The sequence below is a fragment of the Kitasatospora sp. NPDC036993 genome, from assembly GCF_055607525.1.
The window spans coordinates 202,577-216,023 of the sequence record NZ_JBVJRP010000015.1; the positions used below are offsets into that span (position 1 = coordinate 202,577).

General features: G+C 74.0%; 12 protein-coding genes. 5 read left to right on the forward strand and 7 right to left on the reverse strand.

Annotated elements, in window-relative coordinates; all coding sequences use genetic code 11:
* Window positions 1-123 precede the first annotated feature (123 nt).
* Together ACZ7C5_RS28810 and ACZ7C5_RS28815 are read right to left on the reverse strand one after the other, a co-directional pair.
* On the reverse strand, window positions 124-1,128 hold the full coding sequence (locus ACZ7C5_RS28810) for a LuxR C-terminal-related transcriptional regulator (RefSeq protein WP_188300246.1): 1,005 nt from the start codon (window positions 1,126-1,128) through the stop codon (window positions 124-126).
* Entirely contained in the window at window positions 1,125-1,907 is a 783-nt protein-coding gene (locus tag ACZ7C5_RS28815; protein WP_188300247.1) for a thioesterase II family protein, read from the reverse strand. The genes ACZ7C5_RS28810 and ACZ7C5_RS28815 overlap by 4 nt, the downstream gene beginning before the upstream one ends.
* 300 nt (window positions 1,908-2,207) lie before the next feature.
* Between ACZ7C5_RS28815 and ACZ7C5_RS28820 the strand changes: the two genes are divergently transcribed.
* The 3 genes from ACZ7C5_RS28820 to ACZ7C5_RS28830 all read left to right on the forward strand — a co-directional run bounded on the left by ACZ7C5_RS28820 (window position 2,208) and on the right by ACZ7C5_RS28830 (window position 3,913).
* Window positions 2,208-2,684 carry a helix-turn-helix domain-containing protein gene (locus ACZ7C5_RS28820; protein ID WP_401090041.1) on the forward strand — a complete coding sequence of 159 codons (477 nt, stop codon included), beginning with the start codon at window positions 2,208-2,210 and terminating at the stop codon, window positions 2,682-2,684.
* A gap of 71 nt (window positions 2,685-2,755) precedes the next feature.
* Window positions 2,756-3,232 carry a zinc metalloprotease gene (locus ACZ7C5_RS28825; protein ID WP_401090039.1) on the forward strand — a complete coding sequence of 159 codons (477 nt, stop codon included), beginning with the start codon at window positions 2,756-2,758 and terminating at the stop codon, window positions 3,230-3,232.
* Window positions 3,233-3,355: 123 nt separating this feature from the next.
* Window positions 3,356-3,913, forward strand: a complete 558-nt coding sequence (locus ACZ7C5_RS28830; protein WP_470323740.1) for a DUF6545 domain-containing protein — start codon at window positions 3,356-3,358, stop codon at window positions 3,911-3,913.
* A gap of 26 nt (window positions 3,914-3,939) precedes the next feature.
* Here the strand turns inward: ACZ7C5_RS28830 and ACZ7C5_RS28835 are convergent, their stop codons facing one another.
* Window positions 3,940-5,172, reverse strand: a complete 1,233-nt coding sequence (locus ACZ7C5_RS28835; protein ID WP_401090036.1) for an MFS transporter — start codon at window positions 5,170-5,172, stop codon at window positions 3,940-3,942.
* 324 nt (window positions 5,173-5,496) lie between these two features.
* On the opposite strand from ACZ7C5_RS28835, the gene ACZ7C5_RS28840 reads away from it, so the two are divergent.
* Together ACZ7C5_RS28840 and ACZ7C5_RS28845 are read left to right on the forward strand one after the other, a co-directional pair.
* Window positions 5,497-5,832, forward strand: a complete 336-nt coding sequence (locus tag ACZ7C5_RS28840) for an ArsR/SmtB family transcription factor (RefSeq protein ID WP_188297063.1) — start codon at window positions 5,497-5,499, stop codon at window positions 5,830-5,832.
* A 79-nt stretch (window positions 5,833-5,911) separates the two neighbouring features.
* Window positions 5,912-6,538: a pyridoxamine 5'-phosphate oxidase family protein gene (locus ACZ7C5_RS28845; protein ID WP_401090034.1), complete on the forward strand. Its 627-nt coding sequence runs from the start codon at window positions 5,912-5,914 to the stop codon at window positions 6,536-6,538.
* Window positions 6,539-6,597: 59 nt separating this feature from the next.
* On the opposite strand, the gene ACZ7C5_RS28850 is transcribed toward ACZ7C5_RS28845, so the two are convergent.
* The 4 genes from ACZ7C5_RS28850 to ACZ7C5_RS28865 form a co-directional block, all read right to left on the reverse strand.
* Window positions 6,598-7,368, reverse strand: coding sequence for a helix-turn-helix transcriptional regulator (locus tag ACZ7C5_RS28850; RefSeq protein ID WP_401090033.1), 771 nt, complete (start codon window positions 7,366-7,368; stop codon window positions 6,598-6,600).
* A 31-nt stretch (window positions 7,369-7,399) separates the two neighbouring features.
* Window positions 7,400-9,103: an amidohydrolase gene (locus ACZ7C5_RS28855; protein ID WP_470323741.1), complete on the reverse strand. Its 1,704-nt coding sequence runs from the start codon at window positions 9,101-9,103 to the stop codon at window positions 7,400-7,402.
* A 194-nt stretch (window positions 9,104-9,297) separates the two neighbouring features.
* Window positions 9,298-9,717, reverse strand: a complete 420-nt coding sequence (gene panD, locus ACZ7C5_RS28860) for an aspartate 1-decarboxylase (protein ID WP_188297067.1) — start codon at window positions 9,715-9,717, stop codon at window positions 9,298-9,300.
* Window positions 9,714-13,447: non-ribosomal peptide synthetase (locus ACZ7C5_RS28865; protein WP_470323742.1), on the reverse strand; the 3,734-nt coding region annotated here is incomplete at its 5' end. The genes ACZ7C5_RS28865 and panD, both read right to left, overlap by 4 nt.

Here is a 13,447-nt window from a genome sequence, read left to right on the forward strand (position 1 = left end):
TTTCCGGCACTCCTCGAAGGTAAGGACGCCCCGGCGGGCGCCGCAATGACCTGATGTGGTGTGGCCACATACGGCCATATCGGAGCGGCACGACGCCCGTCGGGAATGACGGCGCCCAACCGGTCAGCCGGCGGCGGCCCGGACCGGCAGGAGTCCGGCCTGGACGGCTGCCGCGCCCGCCTGGAACCGGCTCTCGGCGTTCAACTCGTCCATGATGGTGGCGAGGTGACGGCGGAAGGTGCGCGAGGACATGCCGATGCGCCGGGCCACCACCTCGTCCTTGAGCCCGGAGGCGAGCAGTTCCAGGATGGCGCAGCGGACCTCGTCCCTGGTCTCGCCGTACCTGACCACGTTCGAGTCGATGTCCGTGCCGGACGCCCAGGCGTGCTCGTAGGAGCGCACCATCCGGGCGACGATGGCCGGCTCGTAGACGACGGTGACGCCCCGGAGGTCCTCGTCGCCCCGGGGGTCGGTCAGGAAGGCCACCTCGCCGCCCACGATGACCAGGTGCTCGAACGCCTGGGTCGAGGTGCGGACCCGCGCGCTCGCCTCCGCCAGCGCCCGCAGGCTGCCGCGTGCGGCCAGGCTGCTGCGGGCGGTGTGCGGGTACAGGACCCGGATCGGGATCCCGGACGGCAGCGCCGACAGGCCCAGGGCGTGGGAGTCCTGCCCCTGGACCGGGGCGAGCGGTTCCATGACGAGGATCTCGGACGGGCGGTCGCGCAGGGCGTCCGCCATCCGCAGCCCGGTCTGCTCCGGATCCAGCCCGCTGAGCACCGGGTCCCTCCGCAGCCGAGTGCGCTGGAGGTTGCTGTAGGTGTCGACGAACGAGCCCAGCTTGTCCTGGAAGTCCGTCAGTTCCCGGCGCTTGTCGCGGATCGCCTGCTCCAGTGGCATGAGCAGCTCCAGTTGGGCGATGTCGGGGCTGCGCGCCGCGTAGTACCCCTGGTCCGGGCAGTACCTGACGAGTTTCAGGCAGCGCAGGGCGGAGAGCGCCTGTTCCGCCCGCTCCGCCGTGATGTCCAGGTCGGCGGCGAGCTCCGAGGAGGTCACCCCCTTGGTCGCCAGGAGCCGCTCGTAGGCCCGGACCGCCAGATCCTCGTCGATCGAGCAGAGTCCCCGCTTCACGGCCTTTTCCCGTCCTCTCGTCCGGTGGATCCGACACCCAGGTCCGCGGTGATCGTCCCGACCACCGCGGCCAACTGCTGATCGAGGAAGAAGTGCCCGCCGGGGAATGAGGTGAGCCTGAACTCCCCGGTGGTGTGGCTCTTCCAGGCGAGCGCCGCCGCCCGGTCGAGGTAGGGGTCCGCGTCCGCGAACAGGAAGCTGACCGGACAGGCCACGGTGGTGCCGGGCCGGGCGGTGTAACGGGAGTTGGCACGGTAGTCGTTGCGGATGACGGCGAGGATCGACTCCCGGTACTTCGGGTTGTCCAGCAGCCGCGCCGGGATCCCGCCCAGCTCCCGGAGTTCGTCCAGGATCTCGTCGTCCCCCTGGGGGATGTCCAGGCCGAGCCCGGCGGAGGGCGAGCGGCGGCCCGAGACGAGGAGCCGCACCGGGGCCCGCCCGGCCTCCTCCAGCCGGCGGGTCACCTCGAAGGCGACGACCGAGCCCATGCTGTGGCCCAGCACGGCCAGCGGCAGGTCGTCGAAGCCGAGCAGTTCGGTGCCGATCCGGTCGGCCAGCGCGCCGATGTCGTCGATCCCGCGCTCCCGGGTCCCCCCGCTCCGCCCGGGGTACTGGACCGACAGTGCCTCGACGCCGCCGGGAAGGGCGGCCGAGAGCCGGCGATAGGTTCCCGCGGAGGCCCCGGCGTGCGGGCAGCAGACCAGGCGCAGCTCGGCCTTCGGCGCGGGGTCGAATATCTGGATCCGTGTCGTGCTATTGGTCGGGCCTTGTTCTTCCATCCCAGTTGTCCGTCCTGTCCGATCGCTGAGCAGCGGAGAGGCAAAAAATCCACGCAGGTGCGGAAGTTCTTCGGTGGGGGGAGTCGGCAGAAGGCAGACGTGGCGCTTTCCTCGTGCCATGATGGCCGTCGGGGCGGAGTCGACGGCGGCAACTGGTGTTCTGTATCGTCAGGCCGCAACAACGTTTGCGGCCACGACAGTTGCCATGACGTCAGCTTACCTTGCGGCACATTCATGTCAACAATCAGAATCCGTGTGCGGCGTGTTCCCTGTGGGACTGTTGGTGAGGAGCGGAACGCAATGAAAGAACGCGCACCATCCTGCCCGGGCAAACTCGGGACGCGCCTCAACCACCTCTTCGCGACCATCCACCCCCGGGGTCGCGGCCCGTACAGCAACGACGAGGTGGCGAAGGCAATTTATCTCAATGGCGGAGATATCTCGAAGGCATATATTGCCTATCTACGCAAAGGCACCCGCAACAATCCGACGCTGCACCACCTGGAGGCCCTCGCGACCTTCTTCGGCGTCAAGCCCGCGTACTTCTTCGACGACGAGGTCGCCCAGGAGACCGACTCGGCGCTGTCGGCACTGGTCGCGCTGCGCGAGGCCGGCATCCGGCTGAGCGAGTGGGAGGTCTTCCGGGACACCGGGATCACGAAGATCGCGGCACGGGCGGACGGGCTCTCCCCCAGGGGCCTGATGGCGGCGGCGGCGATCATCGACCAACTGCGCGCGCTGGAGGGCCTGCCGCCCAAGAACTCCACCGGCGGCTGACCATGTGGACACGGCCGCCGGCACCGGGACAGCGCCTGTCGTACCGGCGTCTGCGCCGCCACTGCCGATCCATGCTGGACACCCTGGACCTGGCCGCGCCGTTCTCCCTGGAGGGGGTCTGCGCCCGGCTGGCCACCGCGCGCCGGCGGCCGATCCACCTGCACCCGCTGCCGCCCGGGGCCGCCGAGGCGGGAGCCTGCGGACTGTGGCTGGCCACCGGCACGGACGACTACATCTTCTTCGAGCAGCAGACCAGCCGCCCGCACCAGGAGCACATCGTGCTGCACGAGATCGGGCACATGCTGTTCGACCACCCGGCGCCCGCGGCACTCGGCGCCGTGGTGCCGATCGAACGGCTCGGCCAGGTCGACCCCGCCCTCGCCCGGCACCTCCTGGCGCGCACCGACTACACCACCCGTCAGGAGCAGGAGGCCGAGATGCTGGCGAGCCTGATCCGCACCCGCGCGGCCAGGGCGGAGGAGCCGGCCACGGAGCGGGGCCCGTGCGGCTGCACCGCCGCCTACAGCGCCATCTGTACTGGCTGCTGAACGGGCGGCCGAACCGGCGGCGGGCGGCGCGCACCGGCCCTGCCCTCCTCGTCACCGTCGCCCGCCCGTACCCGCCGAAGCACCACTGCCGCCGGTCGGAGCCGGGCCGATGGAGGGATCCCCGTGTTCAGCAGAGCCGTTCTCCGGATGTTCACCCTGAGCGTCACCGTCGCCGCCCTGGTGCCCGCGATGCCCGCCGCCGTCGCCCTCCAGCGCGTGTGGCGGGACGCGACGACCTTCTGGCTGCTCTGGCGGCTCTGGCGCGACCTGGTCGCCGCCGTACCGTCGGTGGCCCTGGCACCGCCCCGGCCCCGGGTGCTGGAACTGCTGCTGCCGAGGGCGCCCTGGCGGCTGCTGGTCTACCGGCAGGTGATCGAGATCCGGGACGCGATCCTGGTGCTGCGGGACTACGGGCCGCCCGGCGGCCGGCACGGCTGCCGGACCGCCGACCCCTGCGCGGTGCACGCGGCGGCGGTGGCCGCCTGGCTCCGGGCGGCGTGCCAGGCCAAGCGGTGCGGCCGGCGGCCGCTGCGGCCGGCGACGTTCGCCGTGGACGGCGCGCACGACCTGGTCGGCGAGACGGCGTTCCTGGTGATGGTCGCCCGGGCGTACGGCTCCGGTCCCGGCGGGGCCCCGCGCCCGGCCGCAGCCCCACCCGCCGGCGGAACGGGCGCCCGGTGACGCCCGGCCGCCGCCGCCCGGCGGCCTCACTCCGCGGCCGAGGACACCGGCTCGGCCGGGGTCCCGGCGGGAGCCGTGCGACCGGCGGCCCGGCCGGAGAACCAGGCGACGCCGGCCGCCGACACGGCGAAGGCCGCCGCGGCCGGCAACAGGTACCCGGCGGAGTCGAAGGCCTTCAGGCCGATCCCCCCGAGGACGCTGGACAGCGAGACCGCCAGGTACAGCACGGCCGCGTTGAGCGAGACGACGAGGGCCTCGGACCCCGCCGGGGCGAGCGCGATGATCCGCTGCTGCTGCGGCGCGGTCAGCGACCAGGAGGCCACCCCGCAGAACGCCACCGCCACCAGCGCGGCGGCGAACGAGTCCCTGGCTCCCAGCATCGCCAGGAACACGGCCGCGAGCCCCAGGGTGGCGGTGATCACCACCCGGCGCGGCCCGTACCGGTCGGCGAGGTTTCCGGCCATCAGGTTCCCGGCGGTGCCGGCCGCTCCGAAGACCAGCAGCAGTACCACCTGGCGCCCGCCGTGTCCCCCGATGGCCGGCGCGAAGACGGAACTGATGTACGTGTAGGGGAGGTAGACGCCGACGAAGGCCAGCAGGGTGCAGGCGAGCACGCCCGCCACCCGCCGGTCGGTGAGCGGGGACAGGCGCCGGCGCAGTCCGGCCGCGGTGCCGAGCCTGGTCTCGGGCAGCCGCAGCGCGATCACGGCGGCGACCGGGACGGCCAGGGCGGTGACGAACCACATCGTCGCCCGCCAGCCGGCCGCGTTGCCGATGGCGGTGCCCAGCGGAGCGCCGAGGGCGAGCGAGGCGGTCAGGCCCACGGTCACGACGGCGATCGCCCGGCCACGGTGGCGCGCACCGGCGAGCGCCGCCGCCGTGGCGCCCGCGTTCGGGGTGAACATCGCCGCGCCTGCCGCCGCGACCACCCGGGAGACCAGCACCAGCCCGTAGCCGGGGGCGACCGCCGTCACCACGTTGCCCACCCCGAACACCAGCAGCGCCGTGACCAGCACGGTGCGCCGTGACCACGTGCCGGTCAGGGCCGCCAGGACCGGGGAGAGCACCGCGTAGGCGATGGCGAAGACACTGACCAGCTGGCCCGCCCCGGCGACGTCGACGTGCAGCGAGCCGGCGATGTCGGGGAGCAGGCCCGCGATGACGAAGGCGTCGGTGCCCACGGCGAAGGTGCCGAGGGCCAGGAGCATCGCGGGGGGCCTCCAGGGGGCGGCCGGGGAGGCGTCGGCGGTGTCGGTCATGGTGCTGCTCCCTGTTCGATGAATTCCGCCCGTTACGACCGGCATCGTAACCATTGGGGGTTTCCGACTGGGTCCGCCGATGCGACCGACCGGTGGTTTCCGGCCAAACACCCCTCGGCGAAGGCCGGTTGAAGCCTTCCGCAACCTCCGGACGTGCCGCGCCGCCACTCCCCGGCGACGGCCGGAAAACCTCACAAGAGTCAATGCTCATCGGAAAAGCCGACTACTATCGGAGTGCGGAAAGGCCCCCGACCGGGCGGCCCGGACGGATGGGTATCGTCGGCACCGCTACACGGCCACACCGACGAGCAGGGCGGAGAGCGGATGCACGCGATCGAGGAGACCTGGCTGCCACAGCCCGACCTTGCGGCGGTGGACATCGGCACGGTACTCCAGGCGCTGGCCGATCCGGTGCGCCTGCAGATCCTCCGCGCGCTCGACGCCTCCGGCGAGGAGTCGTGCACGTCGCTGGACCTGCCCGTCAAGCGCTCGACCGTCTCGCACCACCTGCGCACCCTGCGCGAGGCCGGTGTCGTGGCGACCAGGCTGGTCGGCAACAGCCGGCTCAGCCGGCTGCGCCGGGACGACCTCGAAGCCCGTTTCCCCGGGCTCCTGACCTCGATCCTCGCGGCCGCCCCGGCGACCGTCCCCATCGGGTGACCCGGCGGGCCCGGTGATCCGGCCCGCCACCGCACCATCGCGTCCACCCACCCGCCCGACCGGCGAGAAGGAGCACAGCATGGGCCGCTACGCCCACCTGGCGTACACCGAAGAGGTCCGCCGGGTCCAGCGGGAACAGGGAAGCGAGTTATCGGCCATCCGCCAGCTCGCGCACGGCGACGAGCCCGAGGAGCTGACGGAGGCCGAGGCCGGCTTCATCCACTCCCGCGACGGGTTCTACCTGGCCAGCGTCAGCGAGACCGGCTGGCCGTACGTCCAGTTCCGCGGCGGCCCGCCCGGCTTCGCCCAGGTCGTCGACGAGCGGACGATCGCCTTCGCCGAGGTGCGCGGCAACCGCCAGTACATCAGCACCGGCAACATCCGCGCGGACGGCCGGGTGGCGCTGTTCTTCATGGACTACGCCCGCCAGGCCCGGCTGAAGCTCTTCGGCCGGGCCTCGGTGCAGGAGCTGGAGAAGGACCCGGAGCTCGACCGGCGCCTGCTCTCCACCCGGACCGGGGGGCGGGTGGAACGCCTGATGACCGTCCACGTCGAGGGCTTCAACTGGAACTGCCCCCAGCACATCACCCCGCGCTTCTCCGAGGCCGAACTCCGGCCCCACCTCGAACAGTTCCAGGACCGGCTGGCCGCCCTGGAGGAGGAGAACCGGGTCCTGCGGACGCGGCTGGAGCAGCAGGCCGGGTAGCCCCCGCCCGGGAAGGCACCGCGGAGCCGCGCCGGTCGCGGCGCGCCGGGCCCTCCGCGTCAGCGGGAGGGTTCGATCCCCCCGGCCGCGGCCCGGGCGGCGGCGGCCGCGCGGTTCGGAAGGCCGAGCTTGGCGAGGATGTGCTCGACGTGGGTCCCCACGGTGCGGGGCGTGATGTACAGCCGCGCCGCGATCTCCCGGTTGGTTCGGCCGGCGGTCAGTTCGGCCAGCACCTGGAGCTCCCGCGGCGAGAGCCCGCCGAGCCGGCCCGCGTCGGCGGCGGGGCCGGCGGCGGCCTGCCGGGGCGGCCGGCCCGGGCGGGGGGCGACGGCCGCGGCGAGGCTCTCGGTGAGCAGCGTGACCACGGCACGCGCCGGATCGGGCGCGCTCCGCGGCCGGCAGGTGCTGACGTTCAGCATGCCGACGTACCGGCCGTCGGCGGCGAACAGGCACTGGGACACGCCGTCCTCGACGCCGAGGGGGGACAGCACCTTCCGGAAGCCCGGCGAGGCCGCCAGCAGCTGCCGGGGGACGTCCCTGAGCCAGAGCCCGCCCCGGGCGGGGCTGCGGAGCACGGGGAACACCGGGTCGTGGTGGAGGCGGGTCTCGATGTAGGCCGTGGCGTCGTCCGGGTAGCTCCCGGCCAGGGTGGTGTGGCGCCGGCGCAGCGGATCCCATCGGGCCAGGGAGGCGTGGTCGTACTCCATCACCTCCGACAGTGCCGCCAGGACCGTGTCGAAGCCGGCCGTACCGGCCGTGGCGCTCCTGGCGGCCTCGCGGACCCGGACGGCCGCGTCCAGGATGTCCGCCCCACTCCGCTCCGGTGCCATCCCCCCAGGATGATCACGGACCAGGAGTACGTCAATCGCGGAGGGCGTCGTACACGACCTGCCCGTCCACGACGGTGAGGACGACGGGCATCGCCGGGATGTCGCGGGGGTCGGCGGCGAGCAGGTCCCCGTCGAGCACGCAGAGGTCGGCGGCCTTGCCCGGTTCCAGGGAGCCCTTCCAGTCGTCGGCGAAGTCCTGCCAGGCCGCGTCGATCGTGTAGGTGCGGATCGCCTCGGCCAGGCCGATGCGCTGCTCGGGACCACTGACCCGGCCGGCGGCCTTCGACTCGCGCAGCACCATGGTGGCGAGGCCCTGGCGCCAGTCAGGGAACGTGACGGGGGCGTCGGAGCCGCTCGCGACCCGCACGCCGGCGTCGATGGCGTCGCGGTAGGGCCAGGCGTACGCGGCCCGCTCGGCGCCGACGAACTCCTCCTCCATGTCGGCGACGGTCCACTTGATGGTGGGGTTCATGTTGACGCCGAAGCCGTGCGCGGCCAGCACCTCCATGCTGTGCGCGGTGAGGAAGTCGCCGTGGATGACGTAGTGGCGGGCGTCGGGCCGCGGGTGCTCGGCCACGGCCGCGGCGAAGGCGTCCGCGACGGTGTCGATGGCCCGGTCGCCGGTGACGTGGACGCCCAGCTGGTGCCCGGCGGTGTGGCCGAGCCGGATCATGGCGGCGATCTCGGCGGTCCGCTCGGTGTCCGTCCCGCCGCCGACGCACAGGGATCCGCAGCCGCCGCCGACGTACGGCTCGTGCATCCAGGCCGTCTTGTTGGGCACGACGCCGTCCGCGAAGACCTTGATCCCGTGGATCGCGAGGCGGCGCGGATCCTCGTCCCCGGCTCCGCCGAGGGCCGCGAGGCCCCGGGCGAACTCCGCGGTGGTGCTCGTCATTCCGGTGGGCAGGAGCAGGACGCCGACCCGGGCGGTCAGTTCGCCGTCGGCCAGCAGCCGGCGGTAGACGTCGAGGGTCTCCGCGCCGAGCGCGCCCCGCATGATGCCGGCGCCGCCGGGGCCGAGCCCGGGCTCGGTGTAGCTGGTCACACCGAGCCGGGCGAGCGTGGCGAGGGTCGACCTGATCGCGTCGGTCCGCTCCTGCCGGCTGAGCGGCGGCAGCGCGTGCTGGACGAGGTCCTGGGCCCCCTCGTGGAGCAGCCCGGTGGGCTCCCCGGTCTCGTCCACGACGATGGCCCCGCCGGGCGGGGCGACGGTGTGCCGGTCGATCCCGATGAGTTCCAGGGCCATGGAGTTGACCCAGGTCGCGTGCCCGGAGAAGGAGTACAGGACGACGGGGTGGTCTGGGCTCACGGCGTCGAGGTCGCGCCGTGAGGGCCGCCGCGACGGATCCAGGACGCACTCGTCGAGGTAGCCGGTGTCCCAGCCGTGCCCGGTGATCCACTGCCCGTCCGGGACTCGCCCGACGGCCTCCCGGACCGCCTCGGCCACGCCGCCGAGCGAGGACACGGCGGGGTGGCCGAGGTCGAGGGAGAGCGGCGGTGTCGCCATGCCGAAGGCGCATCCGTGCAGGTGGGAGTCGTTGATGCCGGGAAGCAGGGTCGCCCCCCGCAGGTCGACGACCCGGGTGCGGGGGCCGACGAGCGGCGCGACGTCGTCCCGCCCGCCGACGGCGCTGATGACGCCTCCGGTCACGGCCAGGGCCGAGGCCACGGAGAACTCCGCGTCGACCGTGACCACCCGCCCGTCGAGAAACACCAGATCCGCATGCGTGTCCATGGAAGGCCCTTTCGGAGACCGGGCGCACCGCGGCCACCCGCGAACGCCCTCCCCGGGACTATGGCCGCGCCCCCACCCTCCGCACATCGGTCATCCCACCGATACGGCGGCTGCCGTCCCCTCTCCGTCAGCGCGTCTTCGGCCGACGGAGTCAGGGCCGACGGGGTCAGGGGCGCGGGGTCAGGGGCGCGGGGTCAGCGGGGGCTCACGGCGTCGCCGCGGCTGGTCGCGGTGCCGGGCACCGGCTCGGCCGGGTCGTCGGTCCGGGCGAGCGGCCGGTTGGCGGCGTCCACCATCAGCACCGTGGGCACCAGCGCCTTGGCCTCGGCGTCGCTGACCGTGGTGTAGCTGATGATGATGACCAGGTCGCCGGTGTGGATCAGCCGGGCGGCCGCGCCGTTGATCCCGATGATCCCGCTGCCGCGCGGACCGGCGATGACGTAGGTCTCCAGGCGCGCGCCGTTGTCGATGTCGACGATGTGGACGAGTTCGCCGGGGAGCAGGTCGGCCTCGTCCATCAGGTCCTGGTCGATCGTCAGCGATCCCACGTAGTGCAGGTCCGCCTGGGTCACGGTGGCACGGTGGATCTTGGACTTGAGCATGGTGCGGGTCACGGCTGGTCTCCGTCTTCGTCGTGGTGGGGTGGCTGGGCGCCCCGCGCGGACCCGTGCGGCCGCCGGCCGTCCGCGTCCGGCCGCCGGAACCGGCGGCCGGCCACCAGCCGGGGCATCTCCTGGGTCGGGCGCTTGGCGTACTGGGGCAGCGCCGCGGCCAGCGCGGCGACGGTGGAGCGGTCGAACAGGGCTCGGACCGGTACGTCCAGCCCGGTCGCGTCGCGCAGCCGCAGCGCGATCCGGGTGGCCAGCAGGGAGTGGCCGCCGAGCTCGAAGAAGTTCTCGTGCACGCCGACGCGCTCGACACCGAGCACCTCGCACCAGGCACCGGCGACGAGCCGTTCCTGCTCGGTCCGCGGCGCCAGGTACGCGCCGGTGCGGGCGGCCTGGGCGGGGGCGGGGAGCCTGCCCCGGTCGACCTTGCCGCTGGGGGTCAGCGGCAGCGCGTCCAGCACGACGAAGGCCGCCGGGATCATGTAGTCGGGGACGAGCCGGCCCACCAGGTCACGCAGGTCGCCGCTGTCCGGCGGCGTGGCGCCGGGGTGCGGCTCCAGGTAGGCGACCAGTTCGGTCTCCCCCGCGCCCCAGGCGGTCGGGTGGACGACGGCGGCCCGTATCTCCGGGCAGCCCAGCAGCACCGCCTCGATCTCGCCGGGCTCGATCCGGTGGCCGCGGATCTTCACCTGGTGGTCCGCCCGGCCGAGCAGCTCGACCCGGCCGTCGTGGTGGCGGCGGCCGAGATCACCGGTCCGGTAGAGCCTGGCCCCTGGCTCCCGGCCGTGCGGATCGGGCACGAAGGCCCGCGCCGTGACGCCGGGCCGGCTGAGGTACCCCCTGGCCAGGCCGGCGCCGCCGAGGCAGATCTCGCCGGGGACGCCGACCGGCACCGGTTCCAGCCCGCCGTCCAGGACGTGCAGGACGGTCCCCGGCACCAGCGACCAGTGCGCCGGGGTGCCGTCCGGGTGCAGCCGGGTCACGGTGGTCCACACCGTGGTCTCGGTGGGGCCGTACAGGTCCAGCACCCGCGCGCCGTCGGCGGCGAGCCGGCGGGCCAGTTCGGTGGGCAGCCGCTCGCCGCCGCACAGCACCACCAGCCCGGCCGGGGCCGACCAGCCGCTGTCCAGCAGCATCCGCAGGGTGACGGGGGTGGACTGGACGATCGCGGGGGCGGTGGCGGTGATCAGCGCGGCCATCCGCAGCGGGTCCCTGACCTCCTCCGCGGTCGCGAGCACGACGGGGGCGCCGACCAGCAGCGGCAGGTAGAGCTCCAGGACCGACGGGTCGAAGGAGACCGTGGTCAGCGCGGCCACCGGCGCGCCGGGGGCCAGTCCGGGCAGTTCGAGCATCGCGGTCAGGAAGTCGGCCAGGCCGCCGTGGGTGATCATCACGCCCTTGGGCCGGCCGGTGGAGCCGGAGGTGTAGATGACGTACGCGAGGGCGTCCGGGTCGAGCCCGGGGCCGGCGAACACCGGGCTCTGCCGGGCGATCGCCTCCCGGTCCGCGTCGAGCCGCACGGTGGCCGGGCCGGCGCCGGCCGGTGGCAGCCCGGTGAGCCGCTCCTCCAGGCCGGTCCGGGTGACGATCACCGCGGCACCGGTGTCGGCGAGCACGAACGCGTTCCGCTCGGCGGGGTGGTCAGGGTCCAGCGGTACGTAGGCGCCGCCCGCGGCGAGCACGGCCAGCAGGGCGACCAGCAGCTCGGGACCGCGTTCGAGGTACACCGCGGCCGTCGAGCCGGGGCCCAGCCCCAGCTCCCGCAGGTGGCCGGCCAGTCGGGCGACCCGTTCGGCCAGGTCACGGTAGGTCAGCCGCTCGCCCGAGCAGAGCACGGCCACGGCGTCCGGGGTGCGGGTCGCCTGCTCCTCGAACAGCTCGACGAGGCTGCGCCCGGCAGTGGCCGGCGGCTCGGTGTTCCAGCGCTCCAGCAGCATCCGGCGGTCCGGCTCGGGCAGCGCGGTGCGGCGCGGGTCGGCCTGCGGGTCGGCGGCCAGGCCCGCCAGGACGTGCCGGTAGGTCCTGGCCAGCAGGTCGAGTTCGGCCGGGCCGACCCGGTCCGCGTCGGCCTCCAGCAGGAGCCCGCCGGTGACGGTGGAGACCGAGAGGCCGAACTCGTTCGGCGTGCGCTCCCCCGCCTCGTCCGCACCGACGGAGTCGCCGCCGGAATCACCGTCGGAATCGCTGTCGGAATCGCCGTCGGACACCGACAGGTCCGTGTGGTTGAAGAAGACGTCCACCAGCGGCGTCCGCTCGCCCCAGGCCCGCTGCATGGCGGCCAGCGGGTAGTGCCGGTGCGGCCACAGGGCGGTCTCCTCGGCGAACACCGCGCGGGCCAGCTCGGTCCAGCTCGGGGCGTCCAGCGTCTGCCCGAAGGGAACCGTGTTGAGGAACATGCCGCGCGCCCGGTCGCCGTCGACCGTCTCCGGCCGCACGTTGCAGACCAGGCCGGTGTGGAAGGCGGCCGGGCTCTCGGTGCCGCCCCTGACCATGCCCAGCACCGTGAGGTGCGCGGCCAGCAGGACGCTCTTCAGCGGCACCCCGGCGTCCCGCGCCACCGCTCGCAGCTCCGGCAGCAGGCCCCGCAGGTCGACCCTGGCCACCTCGCCGGCCCCCGCCCGCCCGGCCTCGCCGCCCGCGCCGGGCGGGGCCGCCCAGGCCTGCGGGACGGTCAGCGGGGTGAACCGGGCGACCCGGTCACGCCAGAACTCCTGGTCCGCGGCGGACCGCAGGGCCCGCTTCTCCAGGGCGACCGCGTCCGCGAACCGGGCCACCGGCGGGGCGGCCGGAGCCGGCTCCCGGCCGGCCCGGAGGTCCCGGTAGTAGCCCAGCAGCTCGGCGACCAGCGAGGTCTGGCTCCAGCCGTCCAGCACCGCGTGGCAGTTGCTGACCGACAGCTGCCAGTGCCGCTCGTCCAGCCGGTAGGCGGCCAGGCGCAGCAGCCCGGGCACCGCCAGGTCGAACGGCGCCAGCCGGTCGCGGGCGACGGCCGCGGCGAGTTCGGCCCGCTGCTCCGCCGCGCCCAGCTGCCGCAGGTCGTGGTGGGTGACCGCGATCGTCGCGGCGGGGTGCACCAGTTGCAGCGGCTCGGAGTACGAGGACAGGTCGATCGAGGTGCGCAGGATCTCGTGACGCTCCGTCAGCAGGGCTGCGGCGGCGCGCAGGGCGTCCGCCGAGAACGCGCCGTCGTCGCGGACCGGGTGGCTCAGGTTGTTCAGGTACGCGCCCCGGTCGGCGCCCGCGAGCATCTCGTAGACCATGCCGGCCTGGGCGAGCGAGAGCGGGTAGGCGTCCACCGGCCCCGTCGGCCCTGCCGGGAGGCGGTCGCGGTCGGCCTCGGCGAGCAGTTCGAAGGGGGCCGGCCCGGTCTGCTCCGCGCTCGCGTCACGGGGGGCGACGGCCTCGGCGAGCCGGGCGACCGTCTGGTACCGGAAGACGTCCTGGACGGCGATGTCGAGCCCGGCGGCGCGCAGCCGGCCGACCGCCCCGATGGCGCGGATCGAGTCGCCGCCGAGTGCGAAGAAGCTGTCGTGGATGCCGATCAGGTGCGGCTCGATGCCGAGGGCCTCGGCCCAGCCGCGGGCGATCAGGTGCTGGGCCGGGGTGCTCGCCGGGGTGCGGTCCGGCGCCTCGGCCGGTGTCTGGTCGGGTGTGGGGAGGTTGTTGCGGTCGATTTTGCCGTTGGGGGTGAGGGGGAGGGTGGGGAGGGTGTGGTAGTGGGTGGGGAGCATGTGGG

What these genes read in the sequence shown, in the direction of transcription:
- ACZ7C5_RS28825 (WP_401090039.1), top strand. Translation starts at nt 2,756, where the DNA reads ATGCTGGACACCCTGGACCTGGCCGCGCCGTTCTCCCTGGAGGGGGTC.
- ACZ7C5_RS28815 (WP_188300247.1), bottom strand. Translation starts at nt 1,907, where the DNA reads ATGGAAGAACAAGGCCCGACCAATAGCACGACACGGATCCAGATATTC.
- ACZ7C5_RS28835 (WP_401090036.1), bottom strand. Translation starts at nt 5,172, where the DNA reads ATGACCGACACCGCCGACGCCTCCCCGGCCGCCCCCTGGAGGCCCCCC.
- ACZ7C5_RS28840 (WP_188297063.1), top strand. Translation starts at nt 5,497, where the DNA reads ATGCACGCGATCGAGGAGACCTGGCTGCCACAGCCCGACCTTGCGGCG.
- ACZ7C5_RS28850 (WP_401090033.1), bottom strand. Translation starts at nt 7,368, where the DNA reads ATGGCACCGGAGCGGAGTGGGGCGGACATCCTGGACGCGGCCGTCCGG.
- ACZ7C5_RS28820 (WP_401090041.1), top strand. Translation starts at nt 2,208, where the DNA reads ATGAAAGAACGCGCACCATCCTGCCCGGGCAAACTCGGGACGCGCCTC.
- ACZ7C5_RS28855 (WP_470323741.1), bottom strand. Translation starts at nt 9,103, where the DNA reads ATGGACACGCATGCGGATCTGGTGTTTCTCGACGGGCGGGTGGTCACG.
- ACZ7C5_RS28845 (WP_401090034.1), top strand. Translation starts at nt 5,912, where the DNA reads ATGGGCCGCTACGCCCACCTGGCGTACACCGAAGAGGTCCGCCGGGTC.